Raw genomic sequence first — 20,092 nt, forward strand, 5'->3', positions numbered from 1 at the left:
GGTGCCGTATTGAATTGAGCTTAATCGTGGTAAGTTCAATGAGCGATGTGAGTGAGATAAAGTCTAATAAGACTAGTTGGTCTTTGGAGCACGAAGGACTCTTCCATTATTGTCTCTATTAAATGTAGCTCATTGTTTCGTCGTTATAAATTAGCACTCTGGCTCCATGTTAGCGACGAAAAAAAAGAAAAGGCCGAGGTCTTTTCTTTTTAGGGGAAGTTGAGGAGAGCCTGCTCAGGAAACTCGAATTTTCCGATGGTTTACATAAGACAAAGCACTAGCGACACGGTGCGAAGATGTCTTGGTTCTCGCGGTATTCGTTGGTTTGCACGTCCATCAAGCCAAGCAAAGAATCGAACAGGTTGTCGTGCGAAAAGCTCTGTTCCTTTCCTTCTTTACGCAAGCACGTTTCATTGATCCCTTTTTCTGTAGCAAAGCCATCAGACATCCATAGAATCATTGGTACGTGAGTCTGCTCTTTTGGTGCCAGTGAGTAGGGCATGCCATGCAAGTAGACGCCGTTTTCTCCTAAAGACTCTCCATGATCGGAAATGTACATCAACGCGACATTGTACTTATCGGTGAGTTTTTCAAGTTTTTGAATAGCCTGTGAGAGAAAGAAATCCGTGTACAAAATAGTGTTGTCGTAGGTGTTGACGACTTGCTCTTTGGTACAGTTTTCGATGTCAGAACGTGGGCAATCTGGCATAAACTTCCTATGTTCTTCAGGATAACGTTCATAGTAAGTTGGCCCGTGAGAACCGGAAATATGATAGAAAAGGATGTTATTTTGCGTGAGATCTTGAGTATCTTGTTCGAAGTTCTCTAGCATGGCTGTGTCGTAACACACTTCTTTATTACACAAAGGGTCGCTGTCTTTAGCAACCAGTGTCATCTCTTTAATTTGATGTGCGACTGCTTTATCCCCACCATCGTGCTCTCGCCAGATAGAGCGAATCCCCGCGCGACTCATAATGTCGACTACGTTATCTTGGTTATAAGCTCTGTCTCGGTCGTAGTTGCTGCGATTCATGTTAGAAAACATACACGGCACAGAAACCGCAGTGGCAGTTCCACACGACTGAACATCAGAGAAAAAGATCGGATTATAGGGTTTGGTATGAGCATTGGTTTCTTTCTCATAGCCATAATATTGGTAGTTATACACACGCGCTGTTTCTCCAAGAACAAAGACCAATAGCGTTGGTTTAGTTGCTTGTTTAGCTTCCGGTTTTAGCTGCGCGTCTAAGCCGATCTCTTGGTAAGGAATCGGTTTTTTTATGTAAGTATTGTTAATGTATTTTGCAGTTGAAGCGACGTATTCGGTCGGAATGATCATCTTTTTAAGGTGAGAGTTGTTACGACCAATCGAGACATAATCTTTGTAAAATAACCCTGCAATAATCGCGATTACGATCAATGAACTTAATAGACCGATACTTTTCCAAATAGCAAAATCTTTCCAAGATTCTCTCTCAAGGTTTGTGAATAAAAGCATCAGTGATGGGAGAGCTCCCATTAGAACAAACCATAAAATCGAATACAGACTTAGATAACTTGCTGCTTCTCCGCTGTTGGTTTCAAAAACGTTTTCTATCATTCCATAGTCAACAAAAATGCCGTAGTTGAACATGCTGTAGCTGACTAAAGAGGAAGTAAGTAGTAACAAGATAAAAAAAGCTTTGGCGAATATCGGCCAGTTGAATACTTGAAAGATAAAGTTGAATGCGGCGAGAAAGAAAAATGGGATCGAGATGATAAACCCAATGCTTTCGGCTTGTGAGGCACTAAGAATATTGAACAGTTCGCGTGAGATAGGCAAGTTAATGACAAGCAGGTAATACACTGCCAAAACGAAAGGGAGTTTGTTTATCGACATGTTTAAGCGTGGTAGATTCATAGGTCTTGTCTTCCTGTGTCACTTATCCCTTTATTTTAGTCTCGCTACCAAGAAAGCTCTAATATCAATGCATAAAGCTCAAATAGAAGGCGCTGAGCGATAAACTGGCTAAAGTGAAATGACGCTAAGGTGTGTAGATACAAAAAATTCACTTTACTGAGTGACCTTCATGACAAGGTGGAACAGCAAAGTGAATTAGTATGTTCAGCTTATTCTATGTGGTTCAATCACATTAGAAGTTGTATGAACCACCGAAGCTAATGCTGTTGAAGGCAAGCGTTTTGTCTTCAGTTTTCAATGAACTGTTGTTTCCAATGTAGTAGTTTTCAACACTCACTGCGTCTGCTTGCGAAATTAGACGCAATGTTAGGTGTTCGATTGGCGTGTATTCGACACCAACACCAAAGTGGAAACCCGTACCGCTATCATCATCGTAACCAGCGCTCTTGTTTGCGTTCAGGTCAACAGAGCTTAAACCAGCCAATACGAATGGGCGGATTGTGTTGTCGAATGTGTAACCAAGATTTGCTGATAAAGAAACAGACGTTGGAGACAGTTTTGCAGTCCCTTTTTTGTAGTCTGCGTAATCGTTGTAGCCAAGCTCAACACCAACGATACGGTTGAACTGGTAGCCACCATATAGGTTGTAACCCATGCCGTCTGAGTCTAGGTTGCCTTGACCGTCTGTATCAGAATCTTGGTAGACACTAAGTCCGCCACCAATGTACGCACCGCCGTCAGTACCTGCTGCTAAAGCAGGAAGAGAAACTGCGCTGATTAAACCCAGTGCTAATGCTGATTTTGTTATCTTGTTCATCTTTGATACTCACTCTGTCATGTCTTCAAATGTGATTGTCGGTCACTGTCGATTTTTAATCGTTATTGGTTTTTGGCCTCTCGACCGTTGTTGACAATTATCCCTGAGTCTTTTGCTCATTACTGTATGGCTTTGTAAGCTGAATCGTTACATAGATACAAAAATTCACTTTACTGTGCTGCCTTATCACAGGGCAGAGTAGCAAAGTGAATTTGAGCTACTTACTTACGACTTAGTCGTTTGGGGTGAGTATTAGAAGTCGTATGAACCACCGAAGCTCACACTGTTGAACGCTAGAGTGTGGTCGTCGGTTGAGAACGTAGATCCATTAAATTTATAAGAGTCTTCTACACTTACCGCGTCAGCTTGAGAAATCAGGCGAAGTGTTAGGTGTTCAACCGGCGTGTATTCAACACCAACACCAAAGTGGAAGCCAGTGCCGCTATCATCATTGTATCCAGCGCCGCTGTTTGCATTGAGGTCGACAGAACTCAAACCTGCAAGTACAAATGGACGAATGGTGTTGTCGAACGTATAACCGACATTTGCTGATACAGAAATAGACGTTGGTGAAAGTTTGTCTGTGCTGTTTTTGTAGTCTGCGTAATCGTTGTAGCCAAGTTCCACGCCAACGATACGGTTGAATTGGTAACCGCCGTATAGGTTGTAGCCCATGCCGTCTGAATCCAGACTTGGTGCTCCATCCGTATCGGAACCTTGATAGGCACTAAGTCCGCCACCTACGTATGCGCCACCATCGATACCTGCTGCAAAAGTTGGAAGTGAAACTAAACCGATTAAGCCGAGTGCTAATGCTGATTTTTTCATGATAATACCTTGTTTACTCATCCTGTGATGCAAATCACGGTATCGCTGATGATTGATTTATAAAACCCTCACAAATGAAACCTATTTTTTCATTGATAACGTGATTACCTGCGCCCCTTGATTTATCAAGAGCTAACGAAATATTTGTTGGTTATATTGTTTATAAATAAAATTCATATATTGACAAATGGTTAAATTTGCTAAATAAAACGATGTTTTTTAAAGTTGAAATGAGATCGGATTTATCTAACTAATTGAAAAATAAAGCATAATAAATGTTGAATTTGTTCTATTGTAGTATTTATTGCGGTATTTGTTGAAAGAAAAGCAGTACGCTGATTCTAATCATGACAAGGAGAGTAGGATGTTAAACCGAGCAAACACAGGTTTGGTGGTTGTGGACGTACAAGGCAAGCTCGCACGCCTTGTTGATGACAGTGATGCGCTGATTGCTAATTGCGGAAAGTTAGCTCAAGGAGCACAGGCTTTGGGTCTGCCAATTATTCGTTTGGAACAGAATCCAGAGAAGCTAGGTGCTACGGTCGACGAACTTAATGACTTATTGAGTGATGCTAAGCCGATACCGAAATTTACTTTCAACGCGTGTGACGAACCTAAGTTTGTTGAGGCGGTGCGAGCCAAGGATGTGAAAACTTGGCTGGTGTGTGGCATTGAGGCTCATATTTGTGTCTATCAAACCGCAATGGGGTTGTTAGATCTTGGGTACAAGGTTCAGGTAGTTAGTGACTGTATTAGCTCGCGAACAGCATTGAATAAGAAACTGGCTATCAGTCGATTAGCAGATGCTGGTATCGAAATCACAGGATTGGAAATGAGCTTATACGAACTGGTAAAGGACTGCCGCGCGCGTGAATTTAAGCTCATTCTATCCTTGATTCGTTAATCACCGAGAGGCTGTCTATCGCCACCGCCTCGGTAGGAATCGAGCGCAACCTTCAAGCGACGCAGTTTGTCGCGCGAACGGTTTTTATGATTGACTGCAATGCCCATAGAAAGCACATCCACTAACGCCAACATAGCGTAGCGAGAAGCCGATGGTTTGTAGATGAAGTCGGTTTCCATATGCTTGATGGGCAACAAGATATCCGCAATCTTTGCCAGCGGTGTGTCTTGTGGGGTAATCGCGATGATCTTAAGTCCGTACTGCTTGGCTAATTCGGCGGTTTCGGTGATCACTGGCGTAAAGCCTGTCGCTGAAATCATCACCATCACGTCATTGGCATCGGCCGTGGCAGCAACCATACGTGACATCAAACCATCGTTGTACGACACCACTGGGTAGCCCAAACGAAACAGTCTATGTTGCAGCTCTTGAGAAGCAATTGTCGAACCGCCGCCCATGCCGATAGCAATGATCTGTCTGGCGTTATGCAGCCAGCTCACTGCAGTTTCAACGTCTTGCTCTTTGAACAGAGTGCGGTTGATGTCTAGGCTCTGCTTGATCGATTCGTAGATACCTTGATAACCCGTTTGGTCAACAGGCTCGAGGATAAAGCGCTGGCCAACGGTTAGCGTCTGAGCCAACTTAATCTTCATATCACGTACGTTGCTGCAGCCGATAGCCTTAGCAAAACGCGTGATGGTGGCTTCACTCACTTGCGCACCTTCAGCAAGTTCTGTGATGCTGGCATTGGCAGCAAAATCAATGTCGTCCATGATCAGCTTGGCGACTTTTTTCTCTGCATCACGAAGTACGGGAAAACGCTCCGTTATCTGTGAAATGATATCTACTTCTAAACTCAAGAATCCTGATCCTTTGTTGATGGGGCTATTTGCTAATACCTAGTCATTGGTTGCTAAAGCTTAGCCCCGTTAGTATATCTTATTGTTTCGCTGATTCTAGCTTATCGAGAATTCGATTTAGAAACAGGTTTCCACCCAGTTTGTGACCTGATGGTCGTCATCGCTGATGGCAATGTAGCGCCATTTGTCGAAGGTTAAACACGGGTGTGAGGTGGAGAAAGCAATCATGTCGCCCACTTCAATCTCAGAAGAACCGTCGGTTTCCACAAAGGTATGTTGATCCATCACCGCAGTAGAGGTTAAGCCTTTCACTGATATAGCTTTGCCATTGCGATAGCCGCGCTCGGCAATCGGTAAACCCGCATCAAAGGCCACATCACGCTTGCCTAGCCCAACCACTAACTTCGTTGGTTCCGGACGAGAGATTACATAAGCCCACACCTCAAGTGCCGATTCTAAATCGCCACCCAATTCACACGCGTAACCTTGGTTTACTTGGGCGCGTTGCAACACCTTGCTTTGAGCGTCTAGGTAAATACCTGTGTCGTGAATGGCATAACAGCCCGGGCGGATGATCGCCAAGTAATCGGTTAGGTTCGCCAAACATTCTGCAACCACGTCATACCAAGCAGAACCAGCGCCCGTGATGATAGGTTGCCCTGCAATTAGGCCATCTGACGCGAGGCTTTCGACCGAGGTGAGCGCGTGATTTAAGAAGGTACGAATGTCTTGTTCTGCATTGTCACCGTGAATCACACCCTCGTACACCTCAATACCTGCCAACGAAAGGGCTGGTGTGTCTTGGATAGTTTGAGCCAGTTCTAGAACTTCTTGTGGTGAACGACATCCACAACGACCGCCCGGTACACCAAATTCGATCAGTACTTTTAGTGTCTGTTTTGTATTAGAGAAATATTGGTTAAGTTGCTGCACGTTTACCGAAGAATCCACACAACAGTAAAAGTCGATATCAAACTCACTGATCAGCTGTTCAACGATCGCCATGTTGGTTTTACCCACCAATTGGTTGGCCATGATGATTCGTTTTGCACCCGCCATAGCGGCAACTTCTGCCTGTGCAGGCGTTGCTACTGTAATACCCCAAGCGCCATTTTCTAGTTGTTGGCGGAAAAAAGCAGGTGTCATTGATGTTTTGCCATGTGGCGACAATTTAACCTGATGGTGATCGGCGAATGATTGCATCCAATTCAGGTTATTGGTTAAGGCGGATTGTTTGATAATTGCTACCGGGAGCGAAATATCTTCATCAACCAGTCGGTAAATACCGTTCTCAGATTGTGATATGGCTCTCCCTTTTTGGCCTTTTTCAGTCAAGATAAAACTATCGTTTTGATACTTTATAACATCTTTATGTGCAGGGTTATGTTTCATTACTGATTCCTAACATGATTTAAGCTGTTGTTATTTAATGTTTAAATATATCCACAATCTGTTTTGTGGTAGAAACTATCACACAAATTAAAATATTATGTGTGTTTTGTCACTGAAAATAATCGGCTGAATTTCTAATATAGCTCCATCAACACTGTGGATTGAGAGAGTGAAAAATGTTGTTCGATACGATAATTAAAAATGTAGAGGTGTTTGATGGCACCGGCGAACAATCGTTTTGTGCCGATGTAGCAATCCGAGATGGAAAAATAGCCGAAATTGGTCAAATCGATCACGAAGGTTGTGGCCAGTTGGTTGAGGGAGCTGGCTTAGCATTGGCTCCTGGATTTATCGATGTACATACACATGACGATACCAACGTAATTCGTTACCCAGACTGCCTGCCTAAGATCAGCCAAGGTGTTACAACCGTGATTGTTGGTAACTGTGGTATCAGCGCATCACCAACCGTTTTGGCTGGTGACCCTCCTGACCCAATGAATCTTTTAGGTGCGCAGGCTGATTTTAAATACCCAACTTTCGCAGCGTATGCACAAGCGGTAGAGCAAGCTAAACCCGCAGTAAACGTCGCAGCGTTAGTCGGCCATACGACATTACGTAACCAAGTGATGGACGACCTACAGCGCACTGCAAGCGAAGACGAAATCGCAGCGATGCAAACCAACCTTGATTTGGCGATGGCGCAAGGCGCATTAGGTTTGAGCTCGGGTTTGGCTTACGCCAGCGCGAAACAAGCGAATGCCAACGAAGTGATGCAGTTAGCGAAAGTGCTTTCTAGTCACGGCGGCATCTATACCACGCATATGCGTACCGAATTTGAAGAGATCTTAAGCGCGATGGAAGAGGCGTTTGAGACAGGACAATACGCGAAAGTGCCTGTTGTTATATCCCATCTTAAATGTGCAGGTGCGGGCAATTGGGGTAGAACCGTTGAAGTACTCGACTTAATGGACAAGGTTTCTGAGCACCAAGATGTCTCTTGCGACTGTTACCCATATTCAGCGAGTTCTTCGACATTAGATTTGAAACAAGTGACCGACGATTTTGACATCTTCATCACTTGGTCTGAAGCAAAACCAGAACATGCAGGCAAAACGCTGAAGCAGATTGCTGATGAAATGAACCTACCCCTGATGGACGCAGCAAAAGCGCTTCAACCAGCGGGCGCGGTTTATCACTGCATGGATGAGAATGACGTAAAGCGCGTATTGAAATACAAACTGACCATGGTCGGTTCAGACGGTTTACCTAATGACCCGCATCCACACCCAAGGTTGTGGGGCACCTTCCCGAAAGTGCTGGGTCACTATTGCCGAGACGAAAAATTGTTCTCGTTACCAGAAGCGATTCACAAGATGACCGGAATGTCGGCTCAGCGTTACAACTTAGCGGGCCGAGGCGAAGTTCGCTGTGGTGCCTTTGCCGATTTAGTTTTATTTGATCCAAAGAATATTAAAGACACTGCAACATTTGAAAATCCTATTTCAGTTGCTGAAGGAATAGAAAGTGTATTTGTAAATGGTGAGTTAACTTACCAGCAAGGAAAAGTAAGAAATAATCGTTCAGGCGTTTTTATTTACCGAAACTAGAATTTAAATTATTTATTAAATTCAGGCGATTATAAAAACGGCGAATTAATTTAAATATATTGGAATAGAAACTGTTTTATCTATAAAGCTAATGTTATCTATAAACCCAATAGTATCTATAAATAAGTGGAGTTAAAAAATGACTATTAAACGTTACGGTGTTGAAGGCGGTACAGGTACAGGCGGACAACATTTACCATTTGCACGTGCTACTGAAGCAGGTGGTTTCCTATACGTTTCTGGCCAGACACCGATGACAGATGGTGAAGTGGTTGAGGGTGGCATTGTTGACCAGTCTCGCCTAGCGATCCAAAACTGTGTCGATATCATGACTGAAGCGGGCTACGGCCTAGAAGACGTAATGCACGTAAAGGTTGTGCTAACGGATTCTCGTTACTTCCAATCTTTTAATAAGGTATTCAAAGAGTTCTTCGGTGCTAACCCACCAGCTCGTATCTGCATGGTTTGCGACTTAGTTGTAGACGTGAAGGTTGAAGTAGATGTGACTTGCTACCGCGCCGATCGCGGATAGTAATAACCTAATCACAATTACCTACTTAGAGAGTATTAGGGGTTAGTCATCCCTGTTATTATCCTTTAATACTCTCACCCTACATTTATAAAAATTACTTTAATTAAAAAAGATAAAATCAATAAAGTAATTATATGAAATATAAAATGAATGAATCATAAATAAAGTTCAAGAATGAACTCAATATTTCACTGAGAGGTGTCAAATGAACAGCACACTTTTTCTTACAGGCTTCGGCGTGTACGTATTATTTTTAATTTGGTTAGGCTGGTTTGTCTCGCGTAATCAAAAATCTGGCGAAGATTTCTTATTAGGTGGCCGTGGCCTACCTATGTTCTTAGTACTTGGTACAACAGTAGCGACGATGGTTGGTACGGGTTCAAGTATGGGTGCGGTTGGCTTCGGTTACGCAAATGGCTGGGCAGGTGCACTGTACGGCATTGGTGGTGCGATAGGCATCCTATTACTTGCACTTTGGTTTGCTCCGGTTCGTAAACTGAACTTTATGACCATGAGTGAAGAGTTGGCTTACTATGTTGGCGCTAACCGCATCGTGAAAAACGTTGTAGGTGTACTGATCTTTGTGGCTTCAATTGGTTGGTTAGGCGCGCACATTCTAGGTGGCGGCATGTACCTAGCGTGGATTGCAGACATCGATCTCAACCTAGCGAAAATCATTATTGCTGCGGCATTCACTATTTACGTGGTGATCGGTGGTTACACCGCGGTTGTTTGGACCGATACCATTCAAGCTATCATTCTTTTTGCTGGTTTCATCTTAATGGCGGTAATGTCAGTTGATTACATCGGCGGTATGGATAACCTTTACGCTGCGATGGACCCTGCTGCTACGAGCTTTTTAGCAATCGATAAACTGGGCCTTCTGCCTGCTGTGTCTCTGGCTGTGGTTATTGGTGTGGGTGTTCTTGCGACGCCTTCATTCCGTCAACGTATCTACTCAGGTAAAGACGTATCAACCGTTCGTCGCTCATTTGTTGCATCGGGTGTGTTGTACCTTTTCTTCTCAATCATCCCTGCAATCATCGGTATGGCAGCACATGCGATTGACCCATCATTGGATAATCCGAATTACTCGTTCCCTTATGTTGCAGCAACGGTTCTTCCGGTTGGCGTTGGCATGATTGTTCTTATCGCGGGTCTTTCTGCAACCATGTCGAGCGCAAGTTCAGATGCGATAGCTGGTGTGTCTATCCTACTGCGTGATGTTTACGTGATGTTCACTGGCCGCGTACCCAACAAAGAGTCAATGGTGAACTATTCTCGCTTGGCACTGATTGTGGTGATTGGTTTTGCACTGTTGTTCGCACTAACGTCAAACGACATCATTGGCTACATCACGAAAATGATTTCAACCGTAATGTCGGGCATGTTTGTGTGCGGTATGTTGGGTCGATTCTGGAAACGTTACAACTGGCAGGGTGCGCTTGCTACGCTAGCGGGTGCATCTGTGGCTTCATTTGTTGTAATGCTAAATGCAGACTACACGGCTTTCTGGGGCAACCCTGTGATTCCTTCTTGTCTAGTGGCTCTAACGGCTGGTGTGCTGGTAAGCCTATGTACTCCGGCTAACCAAGTGACACCTGAAATGGCGAAAGCAATTCTTGATGACGAGCGCGCTCTGATGGAAATGGAATTGTCAGACTCAGGTGTGCTTGAAGAAGAAGCGTCTTCTCAACGTCCTGCTAATCAAACAAGCTAATCTAAAACGCTCCACAGCTAGTTAGTACAACAAGCTGTGGAGTGGTTTAGCTAGCTCAGGCTCTGCTTCTCGGTAGAGCCTTCTTCCCCATTTATCTCTCTATTTTAGGATCTGCTATGCCTGCATCTTCTAACTTCAATATTGCTTTTTTTGGCGAGTGCATGGTCGAAATCAGCGGTTCTCCATTAACCAAAAAATTCGGCGGTGACACGCTCAATACCGCGCTTTACCTTTCTCGCTTAACCCAACATCAAAACCTCTCTGTTCATTACGCGACAGGTCTTGGCAGTGATGAGCTGTCTCAAAATATGATTGATAGCTGGCAGCTCGAAGGTATTCAAACCAATTTCGTTGAACGCATTGCGAACAAGCTGCCTGGACTCTACATGGTCGAAACCGATGAAACGGGCGAGCGACACTTTCACTACTGGCGCAACGATGCGGCAGTAAAATCTTACTTTCAAATCGATAACTTAAACAAGCAAGCCGACAACCTGAATAAGCTTGAAATCGCTCTGACCGAGAAACAAGTCGATGCGATTTACATCAGCGGTATCAGCATCGCGATCTTGGATGATGCCTCTCGTGAGCGTTTATTCAAAGCGATTGGTGTGTTTTCAAATCAAGGCGGTAAGGTGATTTTTGATAACAACTATCGCCCGCAACTTTGGAGCACCGAGCAAGCTCAACATTGGTACGCCAAGTTACTGCCGCTGGTGGACATCGCCTTGATTACCGAAGACGACGACATACTTGTCTGGGGTAACTCAGAGAGCGTTCAACAACGCTGCCTTCGTTTGGGTTGCCAAGAGATCGTTATTAAGCGTGGCTGCGAGCCATGCAAGATTGTTCAAGTTGAACAGGGCAACATTATTGAGAATTATGTCTCAGCGACTCGTGTTTCTAACGTGGTCGACACCTGTGCTGCGGGCGATTCATTCGCTGCGGGTTATTTAGCTGCGTGTCTTACTGGCGAGAGCGCCACCGACGCAGCCGAACTTGGCCACCAACTGGCTTCCATCGTTATTCAATACTCTGGCGCAATCATCCCCGTGAGCGCTATGAGCCAACTGATTAAAAAATAAAAAGCGGAATTATTATGTCTCAAGAAATGATCAACAAACTTAAGCAATTCAAAGTTATCCCTGTTATCCAAATCAACAAGGTTGAGCACGCGATTCCACTGGCAAAGGTGTTAGTAGAAAATGGCCTACCCGTTGCTGAAGTAACATTCCGTACTGAAGCGGCAGCAGACGCGATTCGTGCGATGCGCGATGCGTATCCAGAGATGTGTATCGGTGCTGGCACAGTATTAACGTCAGCGCAGATCGACCTTGCGAAAGAGTCGGGCAGCGAATTCATCGTGGCTCCGGGCCTGAACCCAAACACCGTAAAACGCTGCCAAGAGATCGGCATGCCAATCGTTCCGGGCGTAAACAACCCAAGCCAAGTAGAGCAAGCGCTAGAGCTTGGCCTTAACTTCTTGAAGTTCTTCCCTGCAGAAGCGTCTGGTGGCATCAACATGGTGAAGTCTCTGCTAGCGCCTTACGTTGATGTGTCTTTGATGCCAACGGGCGGTATCGGTAAACACAACGTGAATGACTACCTAGCAGTCGATCGCGTGGTGTGTTGTGGTGGTACTTGGATGGTGTCGCCAAAAATGATCGAAAACGAGCAATGGGATGAGATTGCAGTATTGGTTCGTGAAGCGGTCGCTCTTGTGGACTAACGAGAAGCGTTTGGAATAAAGATAAACAACAGCAGTGGTTGATGGTTCTGTTTTGTGAATTGCCTCCGATAAACAAAACAGAACGCCCGTTATATAGGAAATCTAATAATGAAAAAAACTATATTATCCCTATTGATTTCAGGTTCAGTAGTGTCCCCAATGGCGTTAGCAATGGCTCCAAATACCGATCTAAATTTAATGCCGTACCCACAAACGGTCGAGCTGCAAGCTGGGCAAGTTAAGGTCGACGGTAACTTCAAGGTTTACATCAAAGGCTTTAATTCTGATCGCGTTGAATACACGGCGAAACGCTTTATTGATCGCCTTGAGCGTCAGACGGGTGTACCGATTCTAAATTGGCAGGTTGATAGTGAAGACCAAGCGAACTTGATCATTGATATCGACGCGGCGCCAAAATCTGAAGTACAAAACATTGATTCTGTGGAGTCCTACAAAATTACCACTCAGGGTGAACAAATCACGCTGAGCTCTCCAAGCCCATACGGCACGATTCACGGCATCGAAACCCTTTTACAGCTCGTTGAAACCACGGCGACTGGCTACCATATTCCTGCCGTAACCATTGTCGATGAGCCTCGCTTCCGCTGGCGTGGTGTTTCTTACGATACTTCACGTCACTTCATTGAATTCGATGTGCTGATTCGTCAGTTAGATGCGATGGCGTCGGCGAAGATGAACGTGTTCCATTGGCACTTCTGGGACGACCAAGGCATTCGTATACAAACCGAATCATGGCCGCGTCTGTGGTCTGAAACCGCTGATGGTAATTACTACACCAAAGACCAAGTTCGTTACTTAGTGGAATACGCCCGTAACCTCGGTATTCGTGTGATTCCTGAGGTGTCTCTTCCGGGTCACTCTTCTGCGGTTGCTCACGCTTACCCACGTTTGATGTCGGGCGGTGAAGGGCAAAACTACGAGCAAGAAAGAGGGTGGGGAGTGTTTGAACCGCTCATGGATCCACTGAACCCAGAAGTCTATGAGATGCTAGGTGACGTGTTTGACGAAGTGACCGAGCTGTTCCCTGATGAGTACTTCCACATTGGTGGCGATGAGCCGAATTATGCACAGTGGAAAAACAGCGAAAAGCACCAACAGTTCATTGAAGAAAACAATATCGATGGTGAGCGTGGTCTGCAGTCTTACCTTAATGTAAAAGTTGAGAAGATGCTCGAAGAGCGTGGTAAGAAGATGACGGGTTGGGATGAAATTTGGCATAAAGATCTGCCGACTTCCATCGTGATTCAAAGCTGGCAAGGGCACGACAGCATTGGTCGTGCGGCGAAAGAGGGCTACCCAGGTATTCTTTCTACGGGTTATTACCTAGATCAACCTCAGCCGACGAGCTACCACTATCGTAATGACCCAATGCCAAGTGGCATCACAGCTGACGATAAGCTGCACAGTGGCGAAAAATTCGTGACGTATCAATGGCAGAAGCCTCGTTCAAAAGGCGGCCCACGTAAGGGAACACTGACTATTATTGAAGCGAAAGACGGCACTTTCCGCGCATTCAGTGATTACAACGGCAAGTCTCGCGAAGAGATCTTCATCCTTGATTATGTGCCAGGTAAAACCTTTGTTGGCCACTTCGATAACTTCATGTCGTACACCGAATTCAACCTAAATCTGAATCCAAAGGGTTTTGCAGAAGGCAGTTACCAACTGGTGGGTAACGTGCGTTGGCCAACCACAGGTGAAGTGATTGCGAGCAGTGATGTTGAAGGCAGCGTGATTCCAGAGCCAAATGGTGGTTACCCTGCGGAGCTCACCGATAAAGAAAAAGAGCTGATTTTAGGCGGTGAGATCACCATGTGGCTAGAAAATAAAGACAGCCACACGGTTGAAAACTACCTATGGCCACGCAGCTATGCGATTGCAGAGCGCTTTTGGTCTGATGCTGAATTGACTGACGAGCGCAGCATGTACAAGCGTATGAAAGCGATGGATACATGGTCTGAAGTGTCGGTTGGCCTACGTCATCATGCGGATGCGAACATGCTGTTAAAACGTATTGCGAAAGGACAAGATATCCACGACCTACGCGTGCTTGCTAAATACACCGAGCCAGCACAGTACTACGCGCGCAACTGGGAAAAGTGGAACTCCACTGAACCTAAGGGCACTTTATACAGCCAATACGAGCGTCTAAACCGCTTTGTTGATGCACTACCAGTCGAAAGCTACGCCGTGTATGAGATGCAAGATTTGGTCAACGAAGTCGCGACGGGTAATCAACAAGCGCTTGAGCAACTTGCAGAGCATTATCATCAAGCAAAAGCGGCTGCACTCGCTGCTAAAACTGTCTTCTCAGGTAATGTATCTTCGGTAGAGACTGTGATTGTCGCAGAGAAAACGGCGGAAGTCGCAGACTTGGCGTTAACCTTGATTGCTAAAGCACAAGCGGGTGAAAAAATTCGAGCATCAGATGCGAATGCCTACCAAGCGATACTGTCTGAATCAGCGAAGATCTACGACGAATCGATCATCGCGATTGTTCGTCCGACAGAGCTACTGTTGAAGCAGTTAGCTGAGTAAGCTGTTAACGGATTAGCGAATAAGTCACACGCCAATAAGTGAATCAAAACCGCCCTCTGTGGGCGGTTTTTTAGTTTTAGCTTCTCAATAGAGTGTGAATTCTAAGCTTTACGTAAGCGATTACTTACTATCACTATTCTGTAGGGTTAACGTGAATGTCATGCCTTGGTCTGGGTTGTTCTTCGCTATCAAGGTACCTTGCATATCCCGCACATTGTTTGCAGTGATGGCCAAGCCGAGACCCAAACCTTCGCCCATCTTTTTGTTGGTATGGAAGGGTTCGAAAATGGTTTCGAGTTGGTCTTCTGACACGCCACAGCCATTATCTTGCACCTTGATGATCACACGTTGTCGATCGGTGTGTGCGCTGATAACAATGGTCGCGGGTGTTTGATTCTGCGTAGCGTCCACAGCGTTTCTCAATAGGTTGCCAAGCACTTGGCGAAGTCGTGCCTCTTCTCCCATCACCATCGAAATATTAGAGGCGACACGCACACGAATATCGACGTTTTCCAGTTCGGCTTGATGAATACGTAGGGTTTCTTGCAGTGCGTCGGTGAGTGAAACTGGATAGGGCTTCTCAAGTCTTTTAAAGGCGAACGACTTCAATTGACTGGTCATGTTGGCCATTCTGTCGATGAGGCTCATGACTAAGTCCATGTTCGCTTTCAACATCTTGGTCTCACCTCTTTCCATCAGCAACTGATTACTTGAAAGCAGGGTTTTTAGACCAGTAAGCGGTTGATTCAGCTCATGAGTAATCGCACTCGACATACGACCTAATGCGGCAAGTTTGCTTGATTCCACCAGTTCTTGCTGCGCGTCTTTGAGATCTTGTGTTCGCTCTTCTACTCGCAGTTGCAGTGTTTTATTGGCGTTTTGTACCGCAATTTCCGCTTTTTTCCGCTTACTGATGTCGATCACGGTACACAGGTAATAAGGCGTTGAATGCCAAGGAAATGAGCTAATAGAGAACAGCACTGGGAAGTAGCTGCCATCACTGCGCCTTGCCATGGTTTCGACGCTGGTGATCTCGGCCAGTTCTTGGTGTTGCTCCAGGTTCTTGAGTAGCTGTAACGTGGTTGAATTTGGGTTGCCTGCTTCAAATAGCTGCCACGCTTTGATGTTGCTGATCATTGAATCAGAAAGGCAAAAGTAGTTCTTCGCCATCAGGTTAATATCGTGGATATGACCATGTTTATCGATCAATACCAACCCGACATGGGTCTTATTGATCATTCCAGACAGTCGTTTCTCCGACTCTTCGATGAGCTTTTGGATTCGTAGATTACTGAGTTTTTTCTGACGCCTTTGATAAAGAATAACCAGCAACAGCAGAATGAAAAGACAGCCAACCGCCACACTCCAGCTGATCCAGTTAGTGGTCTGATTGAGGCTGGTTAATGGCGTTAGGTAGGTTAAACGCCAATTGAGGTCATCTAACTTAATGGATTGGATAAGGTAGTCTTTATCTTGCAGTCGCCACACGCGAATATGGGTTTGGTCATACAGCTCACGTTTTGTCGCTGTGGGCTGAGAGTTGAAGGTGTCATTGAACCAGTCGGCACTCAACTTGTTGTCACTGGAGAGAAAGAACTGATCACGAGGGTTCTGGAACAGTATCGCTTCACCATCGGCGAACCATTGATCGGTCAGCAACGATAGGTCGATTTGCACCGCGACAATACCCACCACATCGGACGCCCGATAAACCGGCGCTGCAATGAAGTAATCGGGTGTCACGCCTTTGTTTTTTGTCACCACCGAAATCGCACCACCTTGCTGGTGGATTTTAGAGACAATCGTGCTGGCGTTCTTTTTACTCAGTTTGCTTCTTTCAACACTCGATACCAACAAATCACCTTCGCCAGAAAGCAGATACCAGCCCTTGGTGTTGGCCGCTTTGTCCAATTGAATCAGCTGTTTCTTAATGCGTTTTTCTAGGCGGGTTTCACCATCAATGAAACGCACACTGGTTTCATCGTTCGTCACTAGGTAGGGCAGATAATAGAAACGTTTAAGGGTTCGCCTTGCTTCAGCAATGTATCCGAGGAAGCGCTGTTCGGCATAGCGTTGGGCTTGTTCGAGCTTCCATTGGCTTATGCCACTTTTGGTGGTTACCTGAACCAAACCAATTAATAAACAGGCACATAGGAACAACCAATATCGATTGTTATTCATCATTGCTGATCAAATCCCTTTAAAATTAGTGGCTTGTCTCTTTGAGCTAGTGGTTTGACAAGGTTTTCTGTTTGCTTTTTAAGCGAATGGAGAGTGAGACAAGTTGAAGCTAACAAACATTATAAAACTGTTAAAGGAGTGTTATTCAAAGTGGGAGCTAGCTCCTTTTCGTCTGCGGATTTTTTACATACCGTGGGCGACATTATTCTGATGTAAGTAGCGGAACCAAACTATGCAGCGTATAGCTTTGATTGAAGATGATGCAATTGTGCGTCAAGCAACCAGCCAGTGGCTACAATTAGCGGGCTTCGATGTCACCGCATTTGAGGTTGGGCAAGATGCGTTAAACGCGGTAGAGCAGGGTGACTTCCAAACCATCATTAGTGATGTGCGTTTACCTGATATAGATGGCGTTGAGTTGCTTGCGCGATTTAAGCAGTTAGTACCTGAGGTGCCTGTCATCTTGATCACTGGTCATGGCGATGTCGATATGGCGGTGAAAGCGTTACAGCAAGGCGCGTATGATTTTATTGAAAAGCCATTCGACCCTGAGCGCCTCTCTCAAACGGTCTCGGAAGCGGTCGACAAGCATCAAAGTGGCCAAGACAGGAACAGTCGTCAGAACTATCTGGATAACCTGAAAGGCATTGAACAGGTGCTGATTGGTCGCAGTAAAGTGATGTATGAATTGCGAGAGCAAATACAAAAAGTCGCCTCGATTGATACCAATGTGATCATCTATGGTGAAACCGGCTGCGGTAAAGAGCTGGTCGCTTCTTGTTTGCATGAGTTTAGCCTGCGTAAAACCCATCCGTTTGTGCCGCTAAACTGTGGCGCGATTCCAGAAAACCTCTTTGAAAGCGAGCTGTTTGGACACGAAGCCGGTGCGTTTACTGGTGCAGCCAAGCGACGTATTGGTAAACTTGAATTTGCCGACAAAGGCACGGTGTTTCTCGATGAAATAGAGAGTATGCCGCTGTCGATGCAGGTAAAAGTGCTGCGCACCTTGCAAGATAATGTCGTCGAACGCGTGGGGGGTAATCAGCAACAACATGTTGATCTGAGAGTGGTCTCTGCCTCGAAAAGCGATCTATTGAATCACCCCGATTTTCGCCAAGACCTTTTCTATCGTTTGAACGTTGCCCAACTGCATCTGCCTCCCCTTAGCGAACGAGAAGACGATGCTTTGATCCTTTTCGAACACTTCACTCAAGAAGCGAACAGTGAAACCCGAGTTGCCAGTGAGGCCGATCGTTATGCCTTGTTGTCGTATGCGTGGCCGGGCAATGTGCGTGAACTGCGTAATGTCGCGATTCGTTTCGCACTGGATGAAAGCCTGACTGTTGGCGATATTTTGGCGTGTCGCCCCAACTCTGTCACAGAGTCCACAACGGCGGGCATCCCGTTGGCGGTTCAAGTACAGAGCTTTGAGCGAAAAGTGATTCACGATGCGTTAGTACGTTATCAAGGGCGCATCAATGATGTGATGCAAGATTTGGATTTACCCCGTCGAACGTTGAACCAAAAGATGGTGCGTTATGCGTTGAACCGAAGCGATTATGTCGATTCATAATTGATGATGAGATTAGAGATGCTGTCTGAATCAATGAGCAAAAAATGGCTCATCAGATATTTATCATTTTATAAACATTGATCACGTAAATGTAACACAGTGTGATTTGGCTACCTTTAAACCGATGTTATTCGCTGTTTGGGATAAGCAAAAAATAGCTCATTGATTCGTAGTCAAATAAGCAAAAAATGGCTTACTTTAGGTGGGTTTTTAAATAAAAACCAATAAAAACAGATAGTTGAAAATTGGCATTGTGCTTGCTATCTAGCAATTGTTGTTAACAAAAATATAACGTGAATAACTCTACATGGAGAGTAATAATGAAATACAACAAGCTAGTTAAAACTTTAGCAATCGCAATGGCCTCTATTGGCCTTATCAGTAACGCCTCAGCTCAAGAAGACCGCAGCTACATTTTAGCGACGGCCTCAACGGGTGGGACTTACTATCCGGTAGGTGTTGCTCTAGCGACATTGAGTAAAGTTAAGCTTGCGCCAAAGCAGCACTTTTCTTTGGCGGCTATCAGCTCTGCAGGATCGGGCGAGAACGTGAAACTTCTCAATGAGAACGAAGCACAGTTTGCCATTCTGCAAGGTTTGTATGGCGCGTGGGCGTGGCAAGGGCTTGGTCCATATGAGAAGTCAGGCAGTCAAAAACAACTGCGTTCAGTCTCTATGCTATGGCAAAACGTTGAACACTTTATTGTGCGTTCTGATCTGACAGAAACGGGCACCATGAGTGATTTAGAAAATCTAAATGGCAAGAAATTCTCTATCGGTAAGAAGAACTCAGGTACAGAGAATTCAGGACGCCAGATCATGCAAGGCCTGTCGGTTAACCCAGAACAATTTAAACTCGCCTTTATGGGTTACGGCGGCAGTGCCAGCGCACTACAAAATGGCACCATCGATGGTATGAATACGCCTGCTGGCGTGCCTGTTGGCGCGGTAACTCAAGCGTTTGCAGCCTTGGGTGAAGACATTCAAATCCTGTCATTTACCGATGCGCAAATCAAACAAGCGAACGGCGATTACAATATCTGGACTAAATATGAGATCCCTGCAAACACTTATCCAGGTGTTGATAAGCCGATCACCACTATCGCTCAACCCAACTTCCTAGCGGTTCGTGAAGACATTTCTGAAGAAGACGTGTATCAGCTGACCAAAGCTATCTATGAAAACCTACCTTTCCTACAAGGTATCCACAAAGCAACCAAAGCAATGGCACTCGAGAAAGGGATAGCAGGTCTGCCTGTTCCACTTCACCCGGGCGCTGCACGTTACTACCAAGAAGTGGGCATCGATGTCCCTTCTGAGTTGATCGTTAACTAGCTTATCTGTTGTCAGGTGACTATTGGTTCGTGAGCTAATGATTTGTCGCTAACTAATTATTGGTTCGTGAACTAACTATTGGTCTGTGAACTAACGGTTTGTTGCCATCAACGACCCCCTTCGTGACTTAATTGCTTGGTGCACGTTCGCTCA

General features: G+C 45.3%; 15 protein-coding genes. 9 read left to right on the plus strand and 6 right to left on the minus strand.

The window, feature by feature from the left end:
* Positions 1–277: 277 nt before the first annotated feature.
* The 3 genes from M4S28_RS18895 to M4S28_RS18905 all read right to left on the minus strand — a co-directional run bounded on the left by M4S28_RS18895 (position 278) and on the right by M4S28_RS18905 (position 3,545).
* Positions 278–1,900 (minus strand): phosphoethanolamine transferase, encoded by a 1,623-nt coding sequence (locus M4S28_RS18895; protein WP_249633493.1) that lies wholly within the window; start codon positions 1,898–1,900, stop codon positions 278–280.
* 232 nt (positions 1,901–2,132) lie between these two features.
* Positions 2,133–2,717, minus strand: a complete 585-nt coding sequence (locus M4S28_RS18900) for a porin family protein (protein WP_102491274.1) — start codon at positions 2,715–2,717, stop codon at positions 2,133–2,135.
* Positions 2,718–2,969: 252 nt separating this feature from the next.
* Positions 2,970–3,545 carry a porin family protein gene (locus M4S28_RS18905; protein ID WP_372305130.1) on the minus strand — a complete coding sequence of 192 codons (576 nt, stop codon included), beginning with the start codon at positions 3,543–3,545 and terminating at the stop codon, positions 2,970–2,972.
* 364 nt (positions 3,546–3,909) lie between these two features.
* Between M4S28_RS18905 and M4S28_RS18910 the strand changes: the two genes are divergently transcribed.
* Positions 3,910–4,449, plus strand: a complete 540-nt coding sequence (locus M4S28_RS18910; protein ID WP_249633495.1) for a hydrolase — start codon at positions 3,910–3,912, stop codon at positions 4,447–4,449.
* On the opposite strand, the gene M4S28_RS18915 is transcribed toward M4S28_RS18910, so the two are convergent.
* Both M4S28_RS18915 and M4S28_RS18920 read right to left on the minus strand, forming a co-directional pair.
* A complete protein-coding gene (locus M4S28_RS18915) occupies positions 4,446–5,309 on the minus strand; it encodes a MurR/RpiR family transcriptional regulator (protein WP_017082877.1) in 864 nt (287 codons plus the stop codon). The two genes, M4S28_RS18910 and M4S28_RS18915, sit on opposite strands and share 4 nt — an antisense overlap.
* A gap of 117 nt (positions 5,310–5,426) precedes the next feature.
* A complete protein-coding gene (locus tag M4S28_RS18920) occupies positions 5,427–6,701 on the minus strand; it encodes an amino acid deaminase (protein ID WP_017084930.1) in 1,275 nt (424 codons plus the stop codon).
* Positions 6,702–6,877: 176 nt separating this feature from the next.
* Between M4S28_RS18920 and M4S28_RS18925 the strand changes: the two genes are divergently transcribed.
* From M4S28_RS18925 to M4S28_RS18950, 6 genes are all read left to right on the plus strand, one after another.
* Positions 6,878–8,311, plus strand: coding sequence for an N-acyl-D-amino-acid deacylase family protein (locus M4S28_RS18925; RefSeq protein ID WP_249633496.1), 1,434 nt, complete (start codon positions 6,878–6,880; stop codon positions 8,309–8,311).
* 139 nt (positions 8,312–8,450) lie between these two features.
* Positions 8,451–8,843: a RidA family protein gene (locus tag M4S28_RS18930; protein ID WP_004732497.1), complete on the plus strand. Its 393-nt coding sequence runs from the start codon at positions 8,451–8,453 to the stop codon at positions 8,841–8,843.
* 205 nt (positions 8,844–9,048) lie between these two features.
* Positions 9,049–10,563: a sodium:solute symporter family protein gene (locus tag M4S28_RS18935; RefSeq protein ID WP_249633497.1), complete on the plus strand. Its 1,515-nt coding sequence runs from the start codon at positions 9,049–9,051 to the stop codon at positions 10,561–10,563.
* Positions 10,564–10,679: 116 nt separating this feature from the next.
* A complete protein-coding gene (locus M4S28_RS18940; RefSeq protein WP_249633498.1) occupies positions 10,680–11,648 on the plus strand; it encodes a sugar kinase in 969 nt (322 codons plus the stop codon).
* Positions 11,649–11,662: 14 nt separating this feature from the next.
* A complete protein-coding gene (locus tag M4S28_RS18945; protein WP_249633499.1) occupies positions 11,663–12,292 on the plus strand; it encodes a bifunctional 4-hydroxy-2-oxoglutarate aldolase/2-dehydro-3-deoxy-phosphogluconate aldolase in 630 nt (209 codons plus the stop codon).
* A gap of 108 nt (positions 12,293–12,400) precedes the next feature.
* Positions 12,401–14,851 carry a family 20 glycosylhydrolase gene (locus M4S28_RS18950; protein WP_249633500.1) on the plus strand — a complete coding sequence of 817 codons (2,451 nt, stop codon included), beginning with the start codon at positions 12,401–12,403 and terminating at the stop codon, positions 14,849–14,851.
* A 120-nt stretch (positions 14,852–14,971) separates the two neighbouring features.
* Here M4S28_RS18950 and M4S28_RS18955 read toward each other — a convergent pair whose 3' ends face one another.
* Entirely contained in the window at positions 14,972–17,035 is a 2,064-nt protein-coding gene (locus M4S28_RS18955; RefSeq protein ID WP_249633501.1) for an ATP-binding protein, read from the minus strand.
* A 229-nt stretch (positions 17,036–17,264) separates the two neighbouring features.
* Between M4S28_RS18955 and M4S28_RS18960 the strand changes: the two genes are divergently transcribed.
* Together M4S28_RS18960 and M4S28_RS18965 are read left to right on the plus strand one after the other, a co-directional pair.
* Positions 17,265–18,605, plus strand: a complete 1,341-nt coding sequence (locus M4S28_RS18960) for a sigma-54-dependent transcriptional regulator (RefSeq protein ID WP_249633502.1) — start codon at positions 17,265–17,267, stop codon at positions 18,603–18,605.
* A 320-nt stretch (positions 18,606–18,925) separates the two neighbouring features.
* Entirely contained in the window at positions 18,926–19,939 is a 1,014-nt protein-coding gene (locus tag M4S28_RS18965) for a TAXI family TRAP transporter solute-binding subunit (protein WP_048610053.1), read from the plus strand.
* Positions 19,940–20,092 lie beyond the last annotated feature (153 nt).

This window comes from Vibrio sp. J383 (genome assembly GCF_023503985.1).
In the GTDB taxonomy this organism is placed as follows: Bacteria; Pseudomonadota; Gammaproteobacteria; order Enterobacterales; family Vibrionaceae; genus Vibrio; species Vibrio splendidus.